Source organism: Pseudomonas sp. 21LCFQ010 (assembly GCF_024129905.1).
Taxonomy (GTDB): domain Bacteria; phylum Pseudomonadota; class Gammaproteobacteria; order Pseudomonadales; family Pseudomonadaceae; genus Aquipseudomonas.
Genome location: NZ_JAMYDZ010000007.1, coordinates 18,558 through 43,686, shown reverse-complemented (window position 1 = coordinate 43,686; position 25,129 = coordinate 18,558). Strand labels below are relative to the sequence as shown.

Annotated in this window: 19 protein-coding genes; 10 read left to right on the top strand and 9 right to left on the bottom strand. The window is 61.9% G+C overall.

The features are described 5' to 3' along the window. Positions 1-56: 56 nt before the first annotated feature. The gene (locus NJC38_RS10680) at positions 57-2,699 is read right to left on the bottom strand and encodes a DUF6543 domain-containing protein (protein WP_253114341.1); all 2,643 of its coding nucleotides are present in this window, start codon (positions 2,697-2,699) and stop codon (positions 57-59) included. A 216-nt stretch (positions 2,700-2,915) separates the two neighbouring features. Between NJC38_RS10680 and NJC38_RS10675 the strand changes: the two genes are divergently transcribed. Together NJC38_RS10675 and mscK are read left to right on the top strand one after the other, a co-directional pair. Further along, the gene (locus NJC38_RS10675) at positions 2,916-4,658 is read left to right on the top strand and encodes a potassium/proton antiporter (protein WP_253114336.1); all 1,743 of its coding nucleotides are present in this window, start codon (positions 2,916-2,918) and stop codon (positions 4,656-4,658) included. An 81-nt stretch (positions 4,659-4,739) separates the two neighbouring features. Further along, complete coding sequence (gene mscK, locus NJC38_RS10670) at positions 4,740-8,111, top strand: mechanosensitive channel MscK (RefSeq protein WP_253114731.1); 3,372 nt, start codon at positions 4,740-4,742, stop codon at positions 8,109-8,111. A 197-nt stretch (positions 8,112-8,308) separates the two neighbouring features. On the opposite strand, the gene NJC38_RS10665 is transcribed toward mscK, so the two are convergent. The 7 genes from NJC38_RS10665 to NJC38_RS10635 all read right to left on the bottom strand — a co-directional run bounded on the left by NJC38_RS10665 (position 8,309) and on the right by NJC38_RS10635 (position 17,980). Beyond that, a complete protein-coding gene (locus NJC38_RS10665; RefSeq protein ID WP_253114332.1) occupies positions 8,309-10,192 on the bottom strand; it encodes a methyl-accepting chemotaxis protein in 1,884 nt (627 codons plus the stop codon). Between the two features lie 125 nt (positions 10,193-10,317). Next, a complete protein-coding gene (locus tag NJC38_RS10660) occupies positions 10,318-11,559 on the bottom strand; it encodes an OprD family porin (protein WP_045486630.1) in 1,242 nt (413 codons plus the stop codon). A gap of 257 nt (positions 11,560-11,816) precedes the next feature. Continuing rightward, positions 11,817-13,553, bottom strand: a complete 1,737-nt coding sequence (locus tag NJC38_RS10655; RefSeq protein WP_253114325.1) for a biotin carboxylase N-terminal domain-containing protein — start codon at positions 13,551-13,553, stop codon at positions 11,817-11,819. Next, complete coding sequence (locus NJC38_RS10650) at positions 13,550-15,154, bottom strand: 5-oxoprolinase/urea amidolyase family protein (protein WP_253114322.1); 1,605 nt, start codon at positions 15,152-15,154, stop codon at positions 13,550-13,552. Before NJC38_RS10650 ends, NJC38_RS10655 begins: the two co-directional genes overlap by 4 nt. A 9-nt stretch (positions 15,155-15,163) precedes the next feature. Further along, positions 15,164-15,958 (bottom strand): putative hydro-lyase, encoded by a 795-nt coding sequence (locus NJC38_RS10645; protein WP_253114320.1) that lies wholly within the window; start codon positions 15,956-15,958, stop codon positions 15,164-15,166. Next, complete coding sequence (locus NJC38_RS10640) at positions 15,955-16,728, bottom strand: 5-oxoprolinase subunit PxpA (protein ID WP_253114317.1); 774 nt, start codon at positions 16,726-16,728, stop codon at positions 15,955-15,957. Before NJC38_RS10640 ends, NJC38_RS10645 begins: the two co-directional genes overlap by 4 nt. Before the next feature lie 19 nt (positions 16,729-16,747). Next, positions 16,748-17,980: an NRAMP family divalent metal transporter gene (locus NJC38_RS10635; protein ID WP_045486615.1), complete on the bottom strand. Its 1,233-nt coding sequence runs from the start codon at positions 17,978-17,980 to the stop codon at positions 16,748-16,750. A 254-nt stretch (positions 17,981-18,234) separates the two neighbouring features. Here NJC38_RS10635 and NJC38_RS10630 point away from each other — a divergent pair, with 254 nt between their 5' ends. The 3 genes from NJC38_RS10630 to NJC38_RS10620 all read left to right on the top strand — a co-directional run bounded on the left by NJC38_RS10630 (position 18,235) and on the right by NJC38_RS10620 (position 21,131). Beyond that, positions 18,235-18,900 (top strand): GntR family transcriptional regulator, encoded by a 666-nt coding sequence (locus tag NJC38_RS10630; RefSeq protein WP_084709937.1) that lies wholly within the window; start codon positions 18,235-18,237, stop codon positions 18,898-18,900. 37 nt (positions 18,901-18,937) lie between these two features. Further along, positions 18,938-20,401 (top strand): protein adenylyltransferase SelO, encoded by a 1,464-nt coding sequence (gene selO / locus NJC38_RS10625; RefSeq protein WP_253114307.1) that lies wholly within the window; start codon positions 18,938-18,940, stop codon positions 20,399-20,401. Positions 20,402-20,729: 328 nt separating this feature from the next. Next, positions 20,730-21,131 (top strand): PAAR domain-containing protein, encoded by a 402-nt coding sequence (locus NJC38_RS10620; RefSeq protein WP_253114304.1) that lies wholly within the window; start codon positions 20,730-20,732, stop codon positions 21,129-21,131. A gap of 14 nt (positions 21,132-21,145) precedes the next feature. On the opposite strand, the gene NJC38_RS10615 is transcribed toward NJC38_RS10620, so the two are convergent. Next, a complete protein-coding gene (locus NJC38_RS10615; protein ID WP_253114301.1) occupies positions 21,146-21,925 on the bottom strand; it encodes a ParA family protein in 780 nt (259 codons plus the stop codon). Between the two features lie 501 nt (positions 21,926-22,426). Here NJC38_RS10615 and NJC38_RS10610 point away from each other — a divergent pair. The 5 genes from NJC38_RS10610 to NJC38_RS10590 all read left to right on the top strand — a co-directional run bounded on the left by NJC38_RS10610 (position 22,427) and on the right by NJC38_RS10590 (position 25,119). Then, the gene (locus NJC38_RS10610; protein ID WP_253114298.1) at positions 22,427-23,146 is read left to right on the top strand and encodes a beta-ketoacyl synthase chain length factor; all 720 of its coding nucleotides are present in this window, start codon (positions 22,427-22,429) and stop codon (positions 23,144-23,146) included. Continuing rightward, positions 23,122-23,928, top strand: coding sequence for a lysophospholipid acyltransferase family protein (locus tag NJC38_RS10605; RefSeq protein WP_253114296.1), 807 nt, complete (start codon positions 23,122-23,124; stop codon positions 23,926-23,928). The genes NJC38_RS10610 and NJC38_RS10605 overlap by 25 nt, the downstream gene beginning before the upstream one ends. Beyond that, positions 23,909-24,169 carry a phosphopantetheine-binding protein gene (locus NJC38_RS10600; protein WP_045486595.1) on the top strand — a complete coding sequence of 87 codons (261 nt, stop codon included), beginning with the start codon at positions 23,909-23,911 and terminating at the stop codon, positions 24,167-24,169. Before NJC38_RS10605 ends, NJC38_RS10600 begins: the two co-directional genes overlap by 20 nt. A 9-nt stretch (positions 24,170-24,178) precedes the next feature. Then, on the top strand, positions 24,179-24,433 hold the full coding sequence (locus NJC38_RS10595) for an acyl carrier protein (RefSeq protein WP_253114281.1): 255 nt from the start codon (positions 24,179-24,181) through the stop codon (positions 24,431-24,433). A 110-nt stretch (positions 24,434-24,543) separates the two neighbouring features. Then, on the top strand, positions 24,544-25,119 hold the full coding sequence (locus tag NJC38_RS10590; RefSeq protein WP_253114279.1) for a hypothetical protein: 576 nt from the start codon (positions 24,544-24,546) through the stop codon (positions 25,117-25,119). The last annotated feature ends 10 nt before the right edge of the window (positions 25,120-25,129 follow it).

Here is a 25,129-nt window from a genome sequence, read left to right as displayed (position 1 = left end):
ACGATTGCGGAAAAAAAAGAGAGCTTCGGCTCTCTTTTTCATGCTTGGATCAAACGCTACACACCGGGAGCTTCAGCAGCCGGTGCCGAGGCGGCAGGCTGGCTCAGGTCAAGAGGCAGCGGGAAGAAGCGCTCGACCAGTCGCTGACCATCGACCCCGAGCCTGCTGGCGTACTGCTCGCGGGTAAAGGGCAGCCCCGTGCGCATTTCATACAGCGCACGCCCCGCCGCAGGCGCCGGGACTTCCTTGAGCTGAACCCGAACGAACCGGTATTGGGAGCCGACGACCTCATGAATGCCCTGGACCTGAAAATAATGCCCTGGAGTAAACAGCGATTCGGCCTCTTCATCCTCGATCGAAAAAGGCGCAATGGGCGTGGCCCCCAGATGCTGACCGGCCGGTAGTTCGAAAACGATCGAGGTGTCATCGAAGGTGATCTGGCCGCTGAAGCCATACGAAGGAGCCCCCGCCTGGCTGCTGGCGAACGAGCGTGTCACGTAAGGGTTTTCGCTGAACGAGGTGAAATCGGTATTGACCAGCACGTCGCCGGCCTTGATATGCCCATTGCGAAAAGTCATCCCCGATGTACCCCGCACACCACTGCCACCGCGATACAGGTTGACGCGGTTATCCAGCCCGATCAGGTTCAGGTCTTCCAGCAGTTCTTCGATCATCTCCACCTGATTGGTGATACCCGCCACGCCAGTGCGCAGATAGTCGTTGATCGCATGTTCGTTCTCCGTGTAACGCGTCACCCGGCCGCCAACATAGCGCCCCGCGGCATTGCGAAACACCCGGTACTCGTTGTTCCAGGCATCGACCAGCACTTGGTCGCCCTCGCTATCACGCTCGATTTCATCGCCAGGCTGCTGCTCGCGAATGTCGATGGCGGCTTTCTGTCGATCCAAGGCCAGCATGGAGAGGGTCTCTTCCTCATCCAGATTGAACTGCATGTAGAGGTCCCAGAACTGCGATTGCACAGTCGAGAGTTCGAGGGCACTTGCCTGGCTGGTCGACGGCGCACCGGGGTTGATCGGCTCCATGCCACCGCTAAGGCGCAGCCCTGGCAAGCGTTGCCACTGGCCTTGTTCGTTCAGGCGCACAGGCGTGATGTCGAAAAAGGCGAACGGATTTTCAGGGTCGATGACTATCCAGGCGTTGAGCCGGGCGCTGAACCGCACCCGTTGCGGCGTATCGTCCAGCATGATCCAGGTTTCACCCGCCGCGTCGCGTTCGATGCCCTGCAGCGGTATTTCACCGGACAACAGCCGTTCATGACTCAAGGGCTGCATGGCAATCCATTGCGGATCCTGCTCCACAACTACCGCCCCCTCTGCTGCGGGTACTTCGGCCACGCTCACCCTGACCCCCGCTGCCGCATCCGCCAGCAAGGGCAGGTTGAACAGGACGAAGATCGAGTTCAGCACCGCGCCCACCAGCCCGGCCTGGCGCTGCCGGGCATTTTTGCCATGCAAGGCCTGATCGATATTCAACCCGACATTGGCCACTCCTGCCCCGACCATCACCAGTGCCAACGGCCAGCCGGCAATGGCCAGCGGCCCGATGATCCGGGTGAAGGCACTCAGGTAGCCGATCCAGATCTGCTTGCGCAGGTCGGCATTGGAGGTCAGGGCACGCGCCACTTCCTGCATTTCTTCCTCGGCGCGGGCGCGCAAGTGCGCGAAGACATCACCGGTAAGCGGCCGGTCATTGCGATTGAAAAGCCCGGCAACCACAGGGTCGATGAGATTGAGATCAGCCATGAACGGGCGATCGCGAAGCTGATCCAGCACGCTGCTCAATGACGCCTGCAACTCCCGGGTGGCCTGCGGCGCGAACACAAACAGCGCCTCGAAACGCTGACGGCGGTGTTCGTCGTGCAACTGGTCGCGCACCCATTCATGCAACTGCCGCTCAGTCTCGAAAACGTGAAACACCCGTTTCAACCCAGGGGTGTACAGAATCTGCCGGCCACCGGCATCGACCATCCGGATGATCAAGCTCGACTCGTGCCCGCCAATATCAAAACTGCGGATACTCAGGCCCTGCCGGGCCACCGGCTGAGAGGCAGCGACCGTGTTGTCGCCATGACCGAGCAGCAGCACCAGCCGTTGCAGATCAGCCACGGGCAATCCGCTCTTGCTCGCCGCCAGGCCTGCGGCGGCGAGCAAGCGGGCTTTGGCCAGCTCAGTAAAGGTTGCTCCATGGACGCGCCAGAACTGATTGACGCGCTGCTGGAACAGCCCGGCAAAATCCAGCGCCCAGAACTTTTGCAGCACCTGGCGCGCCAGCATGGGGACTTCATTGCGCTCATCGTACCGGCCGTGCTGTGGCCCGTCGGTGTAGAAGCCACTGTACAGATCCAGCTCATCGCTGGCGCTCTGGTCATGGGCATTGAAGCGATGCATGACCAGTTCGACCAGGGTCATCGACTCAACAGGCGCGCCGGCATGTTCCCAGCCGGTATAGCTGCGCGAGCTACTGGCCGCGCCGTCAAAACGATGCCACCAGACCTTGTCCGGGTTCAGCTTCTTGCCTGAGAGTTCATGAATCAGGCTACGGGCGCTCGCCCAGGCCATCGCGTGCACGTCGGGGAAGTCGGAAATGAACTGCAGCGCCTTTTCGCGCAGCAGCACTTCTTGCGAGATGTACCGGTGCTGATCCACACCGGCCGAGAAATCATGGGTTGAATGTGACATGGCAATGGTCCTGTTATGGAAAGCCATGCACGTAAGCAAACCGGGAATCCTTCAGGGCGTTAATTATTTACCTACAGGCCATTTCCCATTCGATAGACAGACAAGCCTTTGACAGCCATGCAATTCAACAGGTTAAATCGGTTGGCACGCTGACTGCATAAGTGAGTTTTGCTACGCAAGAAGCGCCTTAATTCTTACCCTCATGGAGTACTGCCCTTGGATGCCGCAACCATCAACAGCCTGTTCCTGATCGGCGCGGTGTTGGTCGGCGCAAGCATTCTGGTCAGCTCGCTGTCGTCCCGGCTGGGCATCCCGATCCTGGTCATTATCCTCGCCGTGGGCATGGTCGCCGGGGTCGACGGCGGCGGGATCATCTTCAACAACTACGCTGCCGCCTACCTGATCGGTAACCTGGCGTTGGCAGTCATCCTCCTCGACGGCGGCCTGCGCACCCGGGTTTCGAGCTTTCGGGTCGCACTCTGGCCGGCCTTGTCGCTGGCCACGGTCGGGGTACTGATCACTACGGCACTGACCGGTATGGTCGCCGCCTGGCTGTTTGACCTGAACATCATGCAGGGCCTGCTGATCGGCGCCATCGTTGGCTCTACCGACGCTGCTGCGGTGTTCTCGCTGCTTGGCGGCAAGGGCCTGAACGAACGGGTGACCGCCACCCTGGAAATCGAATCGGGCAGCAACGACCCGATGGCGGTGTTTCTCACTGTGACCCTGATCGGCATGCTTGCCAGCGGCCAGACCGGGCTGCATTGGGGCCTGCTCGGTCATCTGATTCAGGAATTCGGCATTGGCAGCCTGATGGGCCTGGGTGGCGGCTGGCTGATGCTGCAACTGGTCAACCGCATCAACCTGGCCGCCGGCCTGTATCCGATTCTGGTCATTGCCGGGGGCATGGCGATCTTTGCCCTGACCAACGCCATCCATGGCAGCGGCTTCCTGGCCATTTACCTGTTTGGCCTGGTGCTGGGCAACCGCCCGGTGCGCAGCCGCCACGGTATCCTGCACATGCTTGACGGCATGGCCTGGCTGGCACAGATCGGCATGTTTCTGGTGCTTGGCCTGCTGGTCACCCCGCATGACCTGCTGCCCATCGCACTGCCGGCCCTGGGTCTGGCGCTGTGGATGATCCTGGTGGCCCGGCCGCTGTCGGTGCTGGTCGGCCTGCTCCCCTTCAAGGCGTTCCATGGCCGGGAAAAGGCCTTTATCGCCTGGGTCGGCCTGCGCGGCGCGGTGCCGATCATTCTGGCCGTATTCCCGCTGATGGCCGGGCTGCCCAACGCCCAACTGTATTTCAACCTCGCGTTCTTCATCGTGCTGGTCTCGCTGCTGCTGCAAGGCACCAGCCTGCCGTGGATGGCCAAACTGCTCAAAGTCACGGTGCCGCCGGATCCTGCGCCGATTTCCCGCTCGGCCCTGGAAGTCCACGTCACCAGCGAGTGGGAGTTGTTCGTCTACCGTCTGGGCGCAGAAAAATGGTGCATCGGCGCCGCCCTGCGCGAGCTGAAAATGCCTGAAGGCACACGGATTGCGGCGCTGTTTCGCGGCCAGCAATTGCTCCATCCATCCGGCAGTACCACCCTGGAAGTCGATGACCTGTTGTGTGTGATCGGTCACGAACACAATTTGCCGGCGCTGGGCAAACTGTTCAGCCAGGCGCCGCAACGTGGCCAGGACCTGCGCTTCTTCGGTGACTTCGTACTCGAAGGCGATGCACAACTGGGCGCGGTCGCTGCGCTGTACGGCCTGAAACTGGACGGCCTGGACCCGAACATGCCGCTGTGGCAGTTCATCGTGCAGAAAAACCGCGGCCCGGTGATCGTCGGCGACCAGATCGAATGGAACGGCACCCTGTGGACCGCTGCCGTCATGGACGGCGACCGGCTGCTGAAAGTCGGGGTCAAGTTCCCCGAAGGCAGCCGTCCGGGTCCTGCGCTGTTTCTCTGATAGGCGATAGGCAGTGCTCCCGTGCGCGGGGGCATTGCTTTACACTGCGCGCCTGTCCGTTTTTGCAAGTGATCGGTGTCTATGTTTTCCTTGCGCGCCTTCCTGGCGGCCGCCCTGCTCGGCCTGTGCCTTAGCCATTCCTTTACGGCCCTGGCCGCCGACCCGCCCAACCGCGACAGCGTCCAGCAAAGCCTGGACAAGATCGCCGAGCGCAAGCTGCCTGACGCCGACCAGAAAGCCCTGCAGCAGGTGCTGGAACAGACCCTGGCGCTGCTCGACGCGCAAGACGACAGCCAGCAGAAGCTGGCGGCGCTCAAGCAGCAACTGGACAAGGCACCCAAGCAGGTTATCGACAATCAGCGTGAACTCGAACGCCTCAAAGCCAGTAAGGTGGTGCCGATTGCCCAGCGCTACGCCAATCTGGATGTGCCGCAACTGGAGCAGTTGCTCAGCGAGCGCAGTACCCAGCAAAGTGACCTGCAAAAGGCTCTGAACGACGCCAACAGCCTGATCCTCACCGCCCAGACCCGTCCCGAGCGCGCTCAGGCAGAGATCAGCCACAACCAGACCCGCACGCAGCAGCTCAATACCCTGCTCAAAAACGGCAAGGAAGGCGGCAAGCCGCTCAGCGGCGATCAGCGCAACCTGTATAACGCCGAGATCGCTTCGCTCAATGCGCTCAGCCAGTTGCGCCGCCAGGAACTGGCCGGCAACAGCCAGTTGCAGGACCTGGGCAACAGTCAACATGACCTGCTGGCCGAAAAGGTGCAGCGCCAGGATCAGGAAATCCAGGACCTGCAGACCCTGATCAACGACAAGCGCCGCGCCCAGTCGCAAAAGACCGTCGAAGAACTGGCCGCCGAAGCGCAGAAGGCCGGTGGCAGCAGCCTGCTGGCCAGCGAAAGCGCCGCCAACCTCAAGCTCTCTGACTACCTGCTGCGCGGCACCGAGCGGCTCAACGAGCTGACCCAGCGCAACCTGCAGACCAAACAGCAACTGGACAATCTGACCCAGACCGACCAGGCCCTGGATGAGCAGATCAATGTCCTGAGCGGCAGCCTGTTGCTGTCGAAGATCCTCTACAAACAAAAGCAGTCCCTGCCGCACCTGCAGGTGGACAAGAACCTGGCCGATGAAATCGCCGATATCCGCCTGTATCAGTTCGAGGTCAACCAGCAGCGTGAACAAATCAGCACGCCGCTGGCCTATGTCGAGAAACTGCTCGCCAGCCAGCCGTCAGAACAGGTCACGCCGGCCTTGCGCCGTACCCTGATGGACCTGGCAGTGACCCGCAGCGATCTGCTTGAACGCCTGAACCGGCTGCTGGCCGCCATGCTCAACGAGTCGATCAACCTGCAGCTCAACCAGAAGCAGTTGATCAGCACCGGCACCAGCCTGCGCGCCACTCTCGATGAGCAGATGTTCTGGATCCCCAGCAACAAGCCGCTGGACCTGGAATGGTTCCAGAGCATCGGGCCGCGCCTGACCAAGCAGGTGTCGACACTGCCGTGGGCGTCCAGCGTCAGCGAACTGTCCGACGGCCTTACCCAGCGCCCCTGGTTGTTTCTGCCGCTGCTGTTGCTGATCGGCGCACTGATCTGGAAACGCAAGGCGCTGTACGACAAGCTCGGCTATCTGCACGCCGATATCGGTCACTTTCGCCGCGACAACCAATGGAAAACCCCGGCGGCCCTGCTGATCAACATTCTCCTGGCCCTGCCGGTCGCACTGACCCTGATGCTGTGTGGTTATGCCCTGCAAATCGATGCACGCGGCCAGAACGCCAGCCTGGGTCTGGCCTTGCAGGAGATCGGCATCACCTGGCTGATGTTCTATACCGCCTACCGGGTACTGGCGCCTGACGGCGTGGCGCAACTGCATTTTCGCTGGGAGCCTTCCCAGGTCGAGTTCCTGCGCGGCTGGGTACGCCGGCTGGGCCTGGTGGTACTGGCGTTGGTCGCGGTGGTGGCAGTGGCCGAACACCAGCCAGCCGCCTTGGCCGATGACGTGCTGGGGATTGGCGTGGTGCTCAGTTGCTACGCACTGATGACCCTGCTGCTGGGCCGCCTGCTGCTGGCCAGCCCCACCCACCACAATGCCTCGCTGTTTCGCAAGACCCTGGGCCTGGCGTTTACCGTCCTGCCGGCGGCGCTGTTCGTGGCGGTGTGCTTCGGTTACTACTACACCGCCCTGAAACTCACAGACCGGCTGATCGACACCCTGTACCTGCTGTTGCTCTGGCTGGTGGTGGAAGCGGCGTTCATTCGCGGCCTGAACGTCGCGGCGCGGCGCCTGGCCTATCAGCGCGCCATGGCCAAACGTCAGGCGGCGCGGGACAACGGCGACAGTGATGTGCCGATCGAAGAGCCAAAGCTGGATATCGAGCAGGTCAACCAGCAGTCGCTGCGGTTGATCCGCCTGGCGCTGATGGCCGCGTTTATTGGCGCGATGTACTGGGTCTGGGCCGACCTGATCACGGTCTTCGCCTATCTGGATAACGTGACCCTGTACGAATACACCAGCGGTACCGGCGCCAACATGAGCATGGTGCCGATCAGCCTCGGCGACATGCTCGGCGCACTGGTGATCGTCACCATCACCTTTGTGCTGGCACGCAACCTGCCGGGCCTGCTCGAAGTGTTCGTGCTGTCACGCCTGGATCTGGCCCAGGGCAGCGCCTACGCCACCACCACCTTGTTGTCGTACACCATCGCCGGGGTGGGGTTCGTCACCACGCTGTCGACGCTGGGGGTCAGTTGGGACAAGTTACAGTGGCTGGTCGCTGCGCTGTCGGTCGGCCTGGGTTTCGGTATGCAGGAGATTTTCGCCAACTTTATCTCCGGCATCATGATCCTGTTCGAGCGCCCGGTGCGGATCGGCGACACCATCACCATCGGCAACCTGTCGGGCACGGTAAGCAAGATCCGGATCCGCGCCACGACCATTACCGATTTTGACCGCAAGGACATCATTGTCCCGAACAAGACCTTCATCACTGGCCAGTTGATCAACTGGTCGCTGACCGACACCATCACTCGGGTGACGCTGAAAGTCGGGGTCGACTATGGCTCGGATCTGGACCTGGTGCGCACCTTGCTGTTGCAGGCGGCACGTGAGAATCCACGGGTGCTCAAGGAACCCGAGCCGATCGTGTTCTTCCTGAACTTTGGTGAAAGCACGCTGGATCATGAGTTGCGCATGCATGTGCGTGATCTGGGCGACCGTAACCCGGTGCTCGATGAGATCAACCGCTTTATCAATCGTGAGTTCAAGCGGCAGAAGATCAATATCTCGTTCCGGCAGATGGAGGTCTATCTGAAGAATACTCATGGCGGGGAGCTGAAGCTGGTGCCGGTCAATCCGCATGAGGGTACGGCTAGTGAGGTGGCTCCGGTCAGTCTGGAGAAGCTGCCAAAGGATGATGATCCGCAGCTGCCTGAAGCCAAACGCTGACAACCCCGTAGGAGCGGCTTTAGCCGCGAACGGCTGGACTTGCTGTGTATATTATTGCCGCGGTTGTCTGGACTGCGGGTTTCGCCCCGACGGGCGACCTACTTTGGTTACGCCCAAAGTAGGTATTGCTCCTGGCTTGGGTCCGCCCTGCGGGCGAACTCAGGGCTGCCGAGAGGCAAGCAAATAATCTCATCCCCTCACAACTTGAACGTATCGACAATCGCATGCAGGCGCCCTGCTTCGGCGTCCAGCCGGGCGCAGGCTTGCAAGGTGTCGTCGAGGTTGGCGGCGCTTTGCTGGTTGAGCTGGTTGATCTCGTGTACGTCGCGGTTCAACTGGTCAACGGCGGTGGATTGCTCTTCCGTGGCCGCCGCCACGCTGAGGTTCATGTCGTCGATTTCGCCGATCCGCAGCACCACTGCTTGCAGGCTGGCGCCGGCCTGACTGGCCACGTTGGCGCTGCGCTGGCCGATTTCGTGGCTGGTCAGCATGGTTTGCGCCGCCTGGGTCGCGCCTTGTTGCAGCGCTTCGATGACGCCGCGGATTTCTTCGGTCGCGGTCTGGGTATGGTGGGCCAGGCTGCGCACTTCGTCGGCGACCACCGCAAAGCCACGCCCGGCCTCGCCGGCCCGGGCAGCCTCGATCGCAGCGTTGAGCGCCAGCAGGTTGGTCTTGCCGGAAATCGTCGAAATCACCTCCAGCACCGTACCGATATTGGCGCTGCGTTCGTTGAGTTCTTCGATCTGCGTCCGGGTCAGGGCAATGTTGTCCTGCAGGCTGCGCATGGCGCGTACGGTGTCGTCCACCAGGGCGCAACTGGTCTGGACCTGCTGGCGCGCTGCCGACGCCTCGCGCGAGGCTGCCGAGGCGCTGCCGGCAATGTCCTGCGCCGTGGCGCCCAGTTCCTCGATGGCCGCCGCTACGCTGGTGGTGTAACCGGCCTGGCTGCGAGCCTTGGCCACCGACGAGTTGGACGCCCCCAGTACGCTGCCGGTGGCCTGTTTCAGGGCATTGGCACTGGCAGCCACGTCGCTGATCGAGGCATGCAGGCGGTCGACGAAGCGGTTGAAGCCTGACGCCAACTGGCCGAATTCATCGTGCGAGACAATGGCCAGGCGGCGGGTCAGGTCGGCCTCGCCCTCGGCCACATCGTCCATGGCATGACCAATCTGACGCAGCGGCTTCATCAGCAACCGCAAGGCCAGGCCCAGCAGTATCAGGCTGATCAGCACCGCAATGACCGTGGCGATGATCGCCGAGTTGCGAAAGGCGCTGAGGCTGGCCAGCGCGGCCGGCTTATCGAGGGCGATGCCAACGTACCAGTCCTGCGAAGCCAGCCCCTTGATGGGCACGAACAAGCTGAGCTTTTCACCATCGGCGCTACTGACTTCAGTCAGTTGGTCGCTCAGCGGCGGCGCCTGGCCCAGAAACAGGTCAGTGAGCGTTTTGCCGATCAAGGTCTTGTCGGGGTGCACCAGGATCTTGCCCTGGCGGTTGACCAGAAACGCATAGCCATTGCCTTCGAAGTCTTGTGAGTTGAGGGTTTTGGCAATGTTCTCGATGCTCAGGTTGACGCCCAGCACACCCAGCACCTGCTGGCCGGCCCGGATCGGCACCGCCTGGCTGATGATCCGGTAATCGATCCCGACACCTACATAAGGCTCGGTCATCACTGCGCCGTGCTCAAGCGCATCCTTGTACCAGGGGCGTTGGCGGCTGTCGTAGTCGGCGGGCATCTCGCGGGGCGGGTAGATCAGGAATGCACCCGCCGCAGTGCCGACATAACTGGCCACGAAGTGGTCCATCAATACCGGGCTGCGCAGCACTTCGAGCAGGCCGGCCGGCGAAGGATCACGCTCGAGGAACTCGGCGACGCCCTTGATCAGCATCATCCGGCCGTCCAGCCAGCTCTGGATGTCATGGGCCATGGAGCCGGCCAGGTTGCGGGTGCCGCTTTCAATGCGTTGCAGGCTGTCGTCGCGCAAGCGCACATCATTGACGGCGCAAAAGCCTGCAAACACCAACATGATCACCAGCGAGGCGATCAGGATAATCTTTTGGCTAAACCTGAGACGTTTCATCACGCTCGCTCCTGGGTTATCAGATAGCTCCACCCGCAGGTAGAGCGTTGGGCACCTCTGAAAACGACCTGCGTTGCCATCGCGGCGTTTTTAGAGGCGCCCCGTTGCAGCCGCGCCGCAACCGGTTACCAGAGTGGCAGCGTGTAGCTGAGGATCAGGCGGGTCTCGTCCAGGTCATTGCCGAAGTTGGAACGCACCGTGGCATTGCGCACCTTGAAGCCGAGGTTTTTCAGCGAGCCGCTCTGGATCACATAGCCGATATCGGTGTTGCGCTCCCATTCCTTGCCGCTGTTGCTGCCTGCCACCCGCACGTTGTCGCCGCTGACATAGCGGCTCATGAAGGTCAGGCCGGGAACGCCCAGCGCGGCGAAGTTGTAGTCGTAACGCAGTTGCCAGGAGCGTTCTTCGATATTGGCAAAGTCATTGATCTGGACGAAGTTGACCAGGTACGGATCACTGTTGGCGATGTACGGAAACGGATCATCACCTGACATACGCTGGTAGCCGGCGGTCAATACGTGACTGCCCACGGTGTACGCGACCAAGCCGTTGGCCGCCCGGTTATCCAGCGCCCGAAAGTTGCCATCCTCGGTACTTTTTGCATACCGCAGATCAAACTTCAGCGACTGCTGTGCCGCCAGGGGAACTTCATAGATCACACCGCCGTAGTACTGGCGATAAATATCCTCCAGATTGCCATAGTGCAGGCTGGCACTCAGCGTCTTGCTGAAGCTGTAAGTGGCGCCGGCAAAGTTAAAGGCATCGCTGCTGCCGCCCACCCGGTTACCGCTGAAGTCCTGATAGTTTGAAGAACTGTTGAACTTGATCTGGGTCAGTTGGCCGCCTTGCAGGGTCAACTTGTCGATGTCTTTGGAGGTCAGCATGGCACCTTCGAAGGTGGCCGGCAGCAAGCGGGTATCGTTGCTCGACACCACCGGGCTGCGAAACGCCAGCGAGCCGACCTTGAGCACCGTTTCGGAGATTCTGGCCTTGGCGGTCAGCCCCAGCTTGGCGTATTCGTCCTGCGAGCCACGGCCATTGCGTGAACTCAGGTCGGCCGGCAACAGGCCACTGCCGCCGGTGCCGTCGCCGCCATCGAGCTTGATACCCAGCATACCCATGGCATCGAGACCAAAGCCGACAGTGCCAGCGGTATAACCCGACTCCAGCCGCAGGATCGCCCCTTGCGCCCATTCGGCCGCCGGGTCGCGCTGGGCGGTCGGCGGGCCGTTGCGAAAGTCGCGGTTGAAGTAGAAGTTGCGCAGTTCGACACTGGCCTTGCTATCGGCGATAAAGTCTGCCGAGGCATTCAATGGCAACAGGGAAACGCAGGCGCAAGTAAGCACCAGACTCTTATTGATCGACATCACGTCATGCTCCTGATAATGGCAGCGTCAATTGAAGAAGTTTGTTTTTATGGTTATTGCAACAACTCTGACTACGTTCATGCAGCCGCACGCCGCAGCCGGGCGGCGATCCGCTTTAGCTGCGATAGCTTCTTTGCGAAAGCAGCGCTCATCAAACAAGATTACGAATAATTGTTTTATAAGGAACAACCCGTAGGAGTGGCTTTAGCCGCGAAGGCTTCGCGGCTAAAGCCGCTCCTACACCAGCCATTTACCGGCTAGTTCATTGCGATGCGCCCGATCACCGACTTGGCATCGATATAACGACCCGGTTGTTCACTCACCTCAAGTACGCCGGCACAGGGTGCCAATACCGAAGTTTCCATTTTCATCGCTTCCATGACCGCGATGACCTGCCCGGCCTCGACGGCAGTGCCGTTCTCGACCACCCAGGCATGCAGGTTACCTGCAACCGGCGCAAGTACCGCACGTGGGTCAACGGCTTGCTGAACGAGCTCATCCTGGCTGGCACTGCCCGGGGCATTGACGCTGACCCCGCGCAACAGCGCGGCGGGCAAGCCCAGATCATGGCGCTTGCCGTCGATTTCGATGAAGGTGCGCACCACCCCTGCATCGGCGCCAGCCGCCGGCCGCGGGGCGATGCTGATCTGGCTGGCGAAGTCTGTTTCAATCCAGCGGGTATGCACCGCAAAGGTCTGCGGCGCGGTGAAGTCATGGTGATCCATGACCGCCTGATGGAACGGCAGCACAGTGGCCACACCCTCCACCTTGAACTCGGCCAGGGCACGCCGGGCGCGCTGGATGGCTTGTTCACGGGTCGCACCGGTAACGATCAGCTTGGCAATCATCGAGTCGAAATTCGGCGACACCCGCGAGCCTTCGCCAACCCCCGTGTCGAGACGTACCCCCGGCCCCGATGGCGCCTGGAAGCGCTCGATGGCGCCCGGCGTCGGCAGGAAACCGTTACCGGCGTCCTCGGCGTTGATCCGAAACTCGAAGCTGTGCCCGCGCGGCGTTGGCGTGCCTTCGAACGACAGCGGCAGGCCATCGGCAACCCGCAACTGCTCGATGACCAGATCGATACCGCTGGTTTCTTCCGTAACCGGATGCTCCACCTGCAAGCGAGTGTTGACCTCCAGGAACGACAGGGTGCCGTCGGCGCTGAGCAGAAACTCCACGGTGCCAGCGCCGACGTAGCCGGCCTCGGCACAAATGCGCTGCGCCGAATCGTGAATACGCTGGCGCAGCCCGGCATCCAGATAAGGCGCAGGCGCTTCTTCGATCAGTTTCTGGTTGCGCCGCTGCAGCGAGCAATCACGGGTGCCGACCACCACCACACGGCCATGCCGGTCAGCAATGATCTGCGCCTCGATGTGCCGCGGACGATCCAGGAAGCGCTCGACGAAGCACTCACCGCGACCGAATGCCGCCGTGGCTTCACGCACCGCCGACTCGTACAGCTCGCGCACCTCTTCAAGCTGCCAGGCGACTTTCAGACCACGACCACCGCCGCCGAACGCTGCCTTGATGGCGATCGGCAGACCGTGCTGCTCGGCGAAGGCGACCACCTCACTGGCGTCAGCCACCGGGTTCTCGGTACCGGCCACCAGCGGCGCGCCGACTCTCAGGGCAATCCGCCGAGCCTCGACCTTGTCGCCCAACGCGTCGATGGTCGCAGGGTCCGGGCCGATCCAGGTCAGGCCGGCGTCGATCACGGCGCGAGCGAAGTCCGCCCGTTCCGACAGGAAGCCATAGCCTGGGTGAACGGCATCGGCACCGGCGCGGGCAGCAATCGCCAGCAGCTTGTCGATGCGCAGGTAGGTGTCGGTGGAGCGTTCACCTTCCAGGGCATAAGCCTCATCGGCCAGGCGCACATGCAAGGCATCAATATCGGCGTCGGCATACACCGCCACCGAAGCGACACCGTAATCACGGCAGGCACGGGCAATGCGGACGGCGATTTCGCCACGGTTGGCAATCAGGACCTTTTTCATTTGTTCCGGGTCTCGTCTGAAGTAGCAGGAAGCACGTGTTCGAAAGCGCCCAGCGGGTTGAAGCGAATACGGGCATTGACCGGGATCTGGCCAGCCAGGTCCAGGTGGTAGGTGGCGACCGCGCCGATCACCGGGTAGCCGCCGGTCAGCGGATGGTCAGCGAGAAACAACACCGGCTGGCCACTGGGCGGGACCTGAATGGCGCCGACCGTGGTGCCCTCACTGGGCAACTCGCCGCCCACGGCCCGTTCCAGGGCCTGCTCGCCGGCCAGGCGAATGCCGATGCGGTTCGACTGCGGCGTGACCTGCCAGGTTTGTTCGGCCAGCAGTTCCAGCGCAGCCGGGGTGAACCAGTCGCTGCGTGGCCCCATGACCACATCCAGGGTGATGAGCTGGTCACGGCGCGGCATGGCGAAGGCCGGTTGCTCGTCCAGCGACACCGCCAGACCACCCGGCGTGCGCTCGAAGCCCAGCCGATCGCCAGCCGCCAGCGCTGCCGGCCCGACATGCGCCAGGGTATCGGTAGACAGGCTGCCAAGTACCGGTGTCACGCTGAAGCCGCCCCGGATGGCCAGGTAGTTGCGCAAGCCGGCACTGGGCGAGCCGATGCTGACCTGATCGCCGTCCTGCAAGGCAAAGGGCTTGTAGAGCGCCGGGCGCAACAACTGGCCGTCGGCGCTGCGCAGCTCGACCTCGACCTCGGCCCCGGTTATCGCAACCAACGCCTGGCCATGGCAGGTGAAGTTCAGGCCGCCCATGAGGATTTCCAGGCAAGCCGTGGATGGCTCGTTGCCGACCGCACGGTTGGCCGCGCGCAGCGCACCGCGATCCATGGCGCCGGAGGCGGAAACACCCTCGCCGGCCCGGCCGGGTCGGCCAAGATCCTGCAGCAGGGTCTGCAGACCCGGCGTAACAATTTCCAGGCAATCGCCACTGACCGCCGCCGCAGGCTGACGCTCGGCCACAGCGACCGACACACGTTCCGGCGGCAAGGGACCAGCGTCGCAGAAACGCACCCGGTAACCCGGTTTGAGCAGCGCCGGTTCATCGCGCTGCAGGTCCCACATTTTCAGGCCGGTAACGCCGATGATCTGCCAGCCGCCCGGGCTGGCTTGCGGGTAGATACCGCTGAAGCCGCCGGCCAGCGCCACGGCACCGGCCGGAATGCGGGTACGCGGCGTGCTGCGGCGCGGCACCACAAAACCCGCGCCACCGCTCAGGTAGGCAAACCCTGGCGCAAATCCGCAGAAGGCCACGTTGTAATCGTTGCCGGTATGGCGCTGGATGACTTCTTCGACACTGATCCCCAGTTCTGCAGCGACATCGGCCAGGTCTTCACCGTTGTAATGCACCGGGATCTCGACCAGCCGCCCGGCCTGGCGCGCCGGGCCGTGAATATCGCGCGAGGCGATCTGCGCGGCCAGTACCTCGCGGCGGATGCTGCCGGGACGAAATTGCACCAGCAGGGTCCGGGCAGCCGGGACGATTTCCGTTACCCCTGCGATCGGCTGCTGCTGCAGCGAATCGAACAGGGCAAGGGTCTCGTCCAGGTTTGCCAATTCAACCAGGATCGCATCCAGGTTGACCGGATAGAAACGCATGAGCCTCTCCTATACGTGGTAATGGCTGTCAGGCACATCGGTGATAAACATATGGCCTGGCGCGTGGGTAATGGCAAAGGGTACGCGAGATGCCATGACCACGGCTTGCGGCGTCACACCACAGGCCCAGAATACCGGGATCTCACCGGGCCGGATCGACACCGCATCGCCGAAATCCGGTTGTGAAACGTCTTCGATACCCAGCAGGGCCGGCTCGCCCACATGCACCGGCGCGCCGTGTACCGCAGGGTAGCGAGCGGTGATCTTCGCCGCTTCCGCCACCCGGCTGGCCGGGATCGGGCGCATCGACACGACCATTTCGCCTTGCAGGCGACCGGCTGGCCGACACTGGCGGTTGGTACGATACATCGGCACGTTGCAGCCTTCGCTGATGTGGCGTACGTCGATACCGGCTTCGAGCAGGTCGGTCTCGAAGGTAAAACTGCAACCGATCAGGAAGCTCACCAGGTCGGTGTGCTGTGCCCACAACGCGGTGGCATCGGGCAACTCCTGAACCAGGCGGCCATCGCGCCAGACCCGGTACAGCGGCAGGTCGGTACGCAGGTCAGCCTGCTCGGCCAGCACGGTGCTGTAGCTACCCGGCTCGGTCACGTCGAGGATCGGGCAGGCCTGCGGGTTGCGTTGGGCGAACAGCAGAAAATCATAAGCCCATTCGCGCGGCAGCGAGATCATGTTGGCCTGGGTCAGGCCCGGCGCCTGGCCTGCGGTGGGTGCGATCTCTCCGGCACGGTAGCGGGCACGGGCGGCGACGGCAGACTGACGGGCTTGTTGCAATGCGTTCATGATGATTGGCCTTGGCTGAATGCACGAATGGTCACGCCCGCATGCTGCAGGCAGTCTTTGAGCGTACGGGCGATGGTCAGCGCACCGTGACTGTCACCGTGAACACAGATCGAATCGGCCTGCAGGGCGATGGTGCTGCCATCCTCGGCCTCGATGACACCTTCGTTGACCAGGCGCAGCATGCGCTGGGCAATCAGTTCGGCATCATGCAGTACGGCACCGGGCCTGGCGCGTGACACCAGCGTACCCTCGGCGGTGTAGGCGCGGTCGGCAAAGGCCTCGGACACGCATGCCAGACCCGCTTGCTGCGCCCAGTCGAGCAGCGGCGAGTTGGCCAGGCACACCAGCTTGAGCGCCGGATCGAGGCGCACCAGCGCATCGATGACTGCCGACGCCTGGCGCCGGTCATGAGCAATGGTGTTGTACAGCGCGCCATGAGGTTTCACGTAGCTCACCTGTGCGCCAACACTGCGCGCCAACCCTTGCAGCGCGCCGATCTGGTAAATCACATCGGCGGTCAGTTCGGCCGAGGGCACATCCATGTTGCGCCGGCCGAAACCGACCAGGTCGGGATAGGCCACATGGGCACCGATGGCCACCCCCTTGTCAGCCGCAGCCTTGAGGGTCCGCAGAATGCCGGCCGGGTCACCGGCATGAAAACCACAGGCGACATTGGCACTGCTGACCACTTCAAGGATCGCAGCATCGTCGCCCATGCTCCAGGCGCCGAAGCTTTCACCCAGGTCACTGTTGAGATCGATCGCTCGCATTTTCTGTTCTCCGCTTGAATCAGGCCGCGCCGATGAAGGCAAAGATCGCCCGGGCCGACTTGAAGGCCATGAACCACGACAGCAGGCAGGTCAGCACACCCAGCACCAGCAACCAGCGTGGGTAGTGGTAGCCACCCATGAGGTCGGAACGGCGCCAGCCGACATACATGAAGATACTCAGGCCCAGCGGCAGGATCAGACCGTTGAAACCACCGGCGAACACCAGCAGCGCGGCTGGCGGCTTGCCCAGGATCATGTAGGCGATCAGGGCGATGATGATGAAACCGACGGTGGCCAGGTTACGGGCCCGCTCGGTGATCTTCTTGGAAAATACGGTGATGAACGACATCGAGGTGTAAGAGGCACCGATCATGCTGCTGATACCGGCAGCCCACAGCACCAGACCGAACATCATCATGCCGACCTGACCTGCGGCGGCACCGAAGGCCTGGCCTGCCGGGTTGGCGCCCTTGCCGGACACGTCGATGACCACGCCACTGGCCACGACACCCAGAATCGCCAGGAACAGCACGTAGCGGGCAATACCGGTCACCAGGATGCCGCTCAGGGCAGCCTTGGAGACCGCGTCGATGTTTTCCACACCCACGGTGCCACGGTCGAGCAGACGGTGCGCACCGGCATAGGTGATGTAGCCACCCACAGTGCCGCCCACAATGGTGGTGATTGAGGCAAAGTCGATGAAGTCAGGCCATACCGACTGGCGCAACGCCTCACCCAGCGGCGGATGGGAAGCGAATGCCGCAAACAGGATCAGGGAAATCTTCAACACGCCCAGCACGATCATGATCCGGTCCATCGCCACCCCGGCACGATGCGACGAGAAGATCGCAATGGCCAGCAGCGCACTGCCCGCACCACCCCAGATGGGGTCAATGCCGGTCATGGCGTTCAGGCCCAGACCGGCACCGGCCATGTTGCCCAGACTGAACACCAGCCCGCCGAAAATCACCAGCACCGCCAGCACATAGCCACTGCCGGGAATCGCAGCGTTGGCCAGGTCCGAAGCGCGCATGCGGGTCAGGGTAACGATCCGCCAGACGTTCAGTTGGACCACGAAGTCGATGAGGATCGAGGCCAGGATGCCGAACGCGAATGCGGCCCCGAGGGTCGCGGTGAAGGTGGCGGTCTGGGTCAGGAAACCCGGGCCGATGGCAGAGGTTGCCATCATGAACATCGCGGCGATCAGTGATGAGCGGCGCGCTTTGGAAAACTCACTAGCGGTCTGTGTCACGGCAGCATTCCTACGGTGGGAGTTGTTTTTCCCTGAGCAATGAGCATGCCAATGACCAGACAAACGGCCAACAATGTAGATATAGACGCGATTCTTTGTTGAACAATCCTTAGTGGATAGCCACATCAAATGCACCAGATTGTTACCCTTCAACTCAGCAATGCTACTTAATGAAGCACGTTGTGGCCTTGCTCCTTGCCAGTGCCTGAGCTCTCAGGGAATATCAGCGCAGCTTTTTCTATTCTGGATCCCTTATGAACCACGCCTCACCTCCACAGCCACGGACGCTTGGAGAATCCATCACCCAGGAAATGCGCAGAATGCTGGTCGAAGGCGAACTGGTCCCCGGCCAGCGCCTGTCGGAAGCCGCGCTGGCCGAGAGCCTGCAGATTTCGCGCAACACCCTGCGCGAAGCGTTCCGGGTGCTGACTCAAGAGGGCCTGCTCAAGCACGAGCCCAATCGTGGCGTGACCGTCGCGGTGCCCGACATGGCCTCGATCATCGACATCTACCGGGTGCGTCGTTTCATTGAATGCAAGGCCATCGCCCAGGGTTACCCACAGCACCCCGGTGCCCGGCACATGCGCGAGGCGGTCGAAGCCGGCATGCGCGCCCGTGAGGCCAAGGACTGGACGGCGGTCGGTACGGCCAACATGATGTTTCACCGGGCCATCGTCGAAATGGCCGACAGCCCGCGTCTGGTGACCTTCTACGGGCAAATTTCAGCCGAGCTGCGGCTGGCTTTCGGCCTGTTGAAAAACCCCGAATTTCTGCACTTCCCGTATGTCGATATGAATGCCGCGATTCTCGAACGTCTCGAAGCAGGCCAGGCCGAAGAGGCCACGCGGATGCTCGAAGCCTATCTGGTGCAGTCTGAACGCACCGTACTGGCAGCCTACGAGCGCAGCATGACCCGCTAGCGCTGACTCCCCCACCCTTCGCTGGAGGCGACAGCCTGTGAAAGCCCTCGACGAACTCGACTTCGACAACCGCTTCGCCCGCCTGGGCGATGCGTTTTCCACTTCGGTGTTACCCGAGCCGATCGACCAACCGCGCCTGGTAGTCGCCAGCGACGCGGCCCTGGCACTGCTGGACCTCGACCCGACCCAGGCCCAGACGCCGCTGTTTTGCGAGGTGTTCAGCGGCCACAAACTATGGGCTGAGGCCGACCCGCGGGCGATGGTCTACTCCGGGCATCAGTTCGGCGGTTACACCCCACGCCTGGGCGATGGCCGCGGCCTGCTGCTCGGGGAAGTGCGTAACGACGCTGGCGAGCATTGGGACCTGCACCTCAAGGGCGCCGGGCAGACACCGTTCTCGCGGATGGGCGATGGCCGCGCGGTGCTGCGCTCATCGATCCGCGAGTTTCTGGCCAGCGAAGCACTGCACGCTCTGGGCATCCCCAGCAGCCGTGCCGCCTGCGTGATTGGCTCCAGCACCCCGGTATGGCGCGAACGCAAGGAAAGCGCCGCCATGGTCCTGCGCCTGGCGCAAAGCCATGTGCGCTTTGGCAGCTTCGAATACCTGTACTACACCAAGCAGCCTGAACAACTCAAAGAGCTCGGTGAATACGTGCTGGCCCAGCATTACCCGCATTGCCTGCACCAACCCGAGCCCTGGCTGGCGATGTTCCGCGAAATCGTCGAGCGCAATGCCGAACTGATCGCCAAGTGGCAGGCCTACGGCTTCTGTCATGGGGTGATGAACACCGACAACATGTCGATCCTGGGCATCACCTTCGACTTCGGGCCATACGCCTTTCTCGATGACTTCGACCAGAATTTCATCTGCAACCATTCCGACCACGAAGGCCGCTACTCCTTCAGCAACCAGGTGCCCATCGCCCAGTGGAACCTCAGTGCGCTGGCCCAGGCGCTGACGCCGTTCATCAGTGTTGAAGCGCTGCGCGAGACCATCAGCCTGTTCCTGCCGTTGTACCAGGCGCACTATCTGGACCTGATGCGCCGCCGCCTGGGCCTGACCAGCGCCGAGGACGACGACGCCGAACTGATTGCCCAACTGCTGCAACTGATGCAAACCGGCGGCGTCGACTACCACCTGTTTTTCCGCCGCCTGGGCGACGCACCAGCCGCTGACGCGCTGCGCACCCTGCGCGATGACTTCATTGACCTCAAGGGTTTCGATGCCTGGGGCGAACGCCTGCTGGCCCGTATCGCCCGCCAGGACGACGGCAGTCAGGCACAACGCCGCGAACGCATGCACGCGGTCAACCCGCTGTACGTGCTGCGCAATTACCTGGCGCAAAATGCGATCAGCGCCGCCGAGCAAGGCGACTACGAAGAAGTGCGGCGTCTGCACCGGGTGTTGAGCGACCCGTTCAATGAACAGCCCGGCATGGCCGAATATGCCAAGCGGCCACCGGATTGGGGCAAGCATCTGGAGATCAGCTGTTCGTCGTAGCGGCTTTAGCCGCAATACTGTTCTGTTAAGCACCACAGATCTGTGTGGGAGCGACCTTGGTCGCGAAAGGGCCAGGAAAGTCACAGCATCTGCTGCGAATGTGCCGCCCTCTTCGCGACCAAGGTCGCTCCTACAAAGGCATGCAGTACTTAACTGAACAGTATTGGCTTTAGCCGGGAAGCCTTCGCGGCTAAAGCCTGCGAGAAGATCGCCAAGCGCTTTTGCTGATTTTCCTGTAGGAACCGTCTCTAAACGCTTGGCCACGCTCCGCCGCAGGTTATTTCCCCCTAGCATCTGCTTCCCACTCCCAGCGTAAGGAAGCAGTGCCATGCCATTTGTAGTCAGGGAAGGTGATCTCACCACCAGCGGCGGTTTCGTGCTGGCCGCTTCGGCCAGCGAAGCCATTGATGTATACCGTATCGCACGCATGGGTGACCCGGTGTGGTGTCCGGCGTGCAAAGCGGTAGGTTACATCGCCGAGGGCAACCCGACCTGGGTCGACGGGCAGGTCGCCGTGGCGACCCACGGCCAATTGGTGCGCTGCGGTTGCCGGGCCGGCAAGAACCGGCTCAAGGCCTCACAGCAACAGCACCGGGCCGATATGGAAGCGAGCATCACCATCCCCGATGACATGGCCGAAACCGCCAGGGCCAATGCCGAACGGATGACCCTGGAAATCAAGGAAGGCACCTTCACCCACAAGGTACTGCGCAACCTCAACGCCCGATGAAGCCGGCCCGTCGCTCAAGCCTGGGCATTGTTCTCCAGGTAGTCATGCAGTTCGACAAACTGCTGGGTCAGCTTGTGGCGCGGGTCCATGTGCACCAGCGGCTGGGCGACCTGATGCGACTCGCGCATCTTCACCGAGGCATTGAGGTACACCGGCAATACCGGCAAGCCCTCACCAATCAGTTCGTCGAGCATCTGCTGCGGCAGGCTGGCCCGCGGCTGGAACTGGTTGACGATGATCCCCTCAAGCTCCAGATCCTCGTTATGGTCTTCCTTGAGCTCTTCGAGTTCCTTGATCAGCCCGTACAGCGCCTGGCGGGAGAAGCTGTCGCAGTCAAACGGGATCAGCACCTTGTCAGCGGCGATCAGCGCCGAGACCGCATAGAAGTTCAGCGCCGGCGGGGTATCGATGTAGATCCGCTCGTAGTCTTCATCAAGGCTGTCGAGCAATTTGCGCAGCTTGTTGATCTTGTGCTTGGCCTCAAGCTTGGGTTGCAGCTCGGCCAGTTCGGCGGTGGCGGTCACCACGTGCAGATTGTCGTAGGGTGTTTCATAGATATCGACCTGGTTCTTGCGGGCAAAGGGTCCGGAAGCCAGGGTCTGCTTGAAGAACTCGGCGATCCCCATGGGAATGTCGTCGCCGGTCAGGCCAGTGAGGTAATGAGTCGAGTTCGCCTGAGCATCAAGATCGATCAGAAGCGTCCGATACCCCTGATGGGCGCTCACCGCAGCCAGGTTGCAGGCGATGCTGGATTTACCCACGCCCCCCTTCTGATTGAACACCACGCGACGCATGCTTCGACCTCCCTGATTGGTAAAAACTGGAAACAGGCCAGTGTGGCCCTTGACTGTGGATGAGTCCAGGCAATCCCCGTGGATCCCGGTTGGAACGGCCAGAACCCACTGAATCTGACAACCATATGACGACAAGATGACGCCCATATGACAGAAAAGACCATTACCACTGTCGTTAGTCGGAAACAGAGAAAGGGTACACAGATAATGTGTAACAAATTTGCTACGACGAACCCCCATCTGGATAATGCGCGCACTCGGTCAGCTGCCATGCCAGGGCCGGTGTCGTCCCGGAGGGCACGTCTAAAAACGACCGGCGTTGTCAGCGCTGCGTCAAAACAGCTGCGGAGCGCTCATTTACACCCTGTAGAGTCGAGCGCGACTCCGACCGCTTCTTGCCTGTTTTGGCCTTGCGCTGACGGCCTCACTTACGCTTTTAGCCGCACCCCGAAATCATCGAGACGTAAGCAGTAAGCCCGCAGGGGCGGGAAGAAAAAACCTTTGATCACCTTCAACATTGCACAATGGCGTGCCTGGGCACCTGGCCTGACCAGCGTCGAAGACTGGCAACACTGGAGCCGCGAGCCGGTCCTGCTGCCCGATAACGACGAAGTCCCGGACGTATCGTTCCTGCCTGCCATGCAGCGCCGACGCCTGGGCCGCATGGCACGGATGGCCTTTGCCGTCGCCTGGCCGCTGGCCGAGGGCCATGAGCAACTGCCTCTGGTGTTTGTTTCTCGCCACGGAGAAACCCCACGCACGTTCGATATCCTGCGCGATCTGGCGGCCGGCGAGCCCTTGTCGCCTACCCAGTTCAGCCTGTCAGTGCATAACGCGGTGATCGGCCTGTGGTCGATCATGCGTGGCTCTACCTGCGAGATGACCGCCCTGGCTGCGGCGGGCGACGGCCTTGAGCACGGCGTTTTCGAAGCCGCAACGCTGCTGGCCGAAGGTGCGCCTGCAGTGCTGCTGGTGGTCACTGAAGAACAACCGCCGCAGGCCTATGCCCAGTGGGTCGACGACGTGCCCTTTCCCTACGCGGTCGGCTTGCTGCTGACCACGGGCCAGGACTGGCAGTTGTCCCTGCACAGCAATGATCAAGGTACGCCGCAACCTGACTGGCCCCATGCATTGAACCTGTTGCGCATGTTGCACACTAACCAACCCGCTTGTCGCCATCCATGGAAAAACCGCTTATGGAACTGGCAACACAATCATTGAACAAAGGCCGCGACGCCTACTGGTGGCGGCTGTTCGCCACGGCTATCAGCTTCGCCCTGTTCGGGATTGGCGGGCTGTGCCTGCGCGTGCTGATTTTCCCGTTGCTGGCCTGCCTGCCGGGCGACAAGGCCAGCCACCAGCGCCGCGCCAGACAGACCATCAGCCTGCTGTTCTGGCGCTTCATTCGCGTCATGGCGCGCATGGGCGTGCTGACCTATGACGTACAGGGTGCCGAAAACCTGGGGCGCCCCGGCCAGATGATTATCGCCAACCACCCCTCGTTGATCGACGTGGTATTCCTGATCGGCCTGGTGCGTGATGCCAACTGCGTGGTCAAGCGCGGCCTCTGGGACAACCCCTGTACCCGTGGGCCGGTGCGCCGTGCGGGCTACATCAGCAACGACGGCAGCATCGACATGCTCGATCTGGCGGTCGACAGCCTGCAATCCGGGCAATCGCTGGTCATCTTCCCTGAAGGCACCCGCACCACGCCGGGCCAGCCGCCAGCGTTTCACCGGGGCGCCGCCGCCATTGCCTTGCGCGGCGCCCGGCTGATTACCCCGGTCACCATCAAGGTCAGCCCCACGACCCTGACCAAAGCCGAACCCTGGTACCGCATCCCGCAACGCCGCGTGCACTTCAGCCTGCGGGTGGGGACCGATATCGATCCGCAGCGTTTTACCGAGATGGGCCCGCCGCCGTTGGCGTCGCGCAAGCTCAACGACTACCTGCATGACTATTTCATCAAGGAGCTCGCCTCAGATGAGCGATCTGCACCGTGACATCAAACAACTGATCATCGACGCCCTGGGCCTTGAAGACATCAGCACCCACGACATTGGCAACGACCAGACCCTGTTCGGCGAAGGCCTGGGCCTGGATTCGGTCGATGCCCTGGAACTGGGTCTGGCCATCCAGAAGCGCTACGGCATCAAGATCGACGCCGAAGCCAAGGACACCCGCTCGCATTTCACCAGCGTCGACAGCCTCGCGGCGTTCGTCAGCGCCAGACAATCGGCCTGAGGACTGAGCATGCAAACCCGTGACGATATTTTCGAGACCCTGCGCAGCGCACTGGTCGAGCTGTTCGAAATCGAGCCCGAGCGTGTGACGCTGGAAGCCAACCTGTATCAGGACCTGGAAATCGACAGCATCGATGCCGTGGACCTGATCGACCACATCAAACGCAAGACCGGAAAAAAGATCGCCGCCGAGGAATTCAAGTCGGTACGCACGGTCAATGACGTGGTCGACGCGGTGTACCGGCTGGTCAACTCTGCCGCATGAAGCGCACGCCTAAAAACGTAGGCGAGGCAGTCAGCGCAAGGCAAAAACAGGCGAAACAGCGGAGTTTACAGACGGTAAATGAGCATGTTGAGCCGGTTTTTAACGCAGCGATGACAACGCAGGCAGTTTTTAGACGTGCGCTCAAGCGGCTGATCGGCGTGCTGCTGGTGCTGATCGGTGTGCTCTATCCGTTTGTCGTGTACTTCGGCATAGAGCACTTCGCGCCCTGGCAGTTCGCGTTGCTGCTCGGTGGCCTGTGGCTGGCCAGGGTACTGACCGGCGAGCGACGCACCGCCAGCCTGGCGATGGCCGTGGTCGCGCTGAGCTTCTGTGCGTTGCTCGCGCTGCTCGACAGCCCGGCGCTGCTGCGCTGGTATCCGGTGCTGATCAGCGGCTTCATGCTTTGCCTGTTTGGCGCCAGCCTGATTCAGGGACCTCCGGTCGTTGAACGCCTGGCACGCTTGAGCGACCCGGATTTACCCGAGGTCGCCATTCGCTATACGCGGCAGGTGACTTGGGTATGGTGCGGTTTTTTTCTGTTCAACGGCCTGACCGCCACGGTCCTGACCCTTTGGGCACCGTTGCACTGGTGGGCGCTATGGACCGGACTGCTTTCTTACGGACTGATGGGCCTGCTGTTCGCAGGCGAATGGATTGTTCGTCGCCGAGTCAGAGGCGGCGCCTGAAATGAATGCC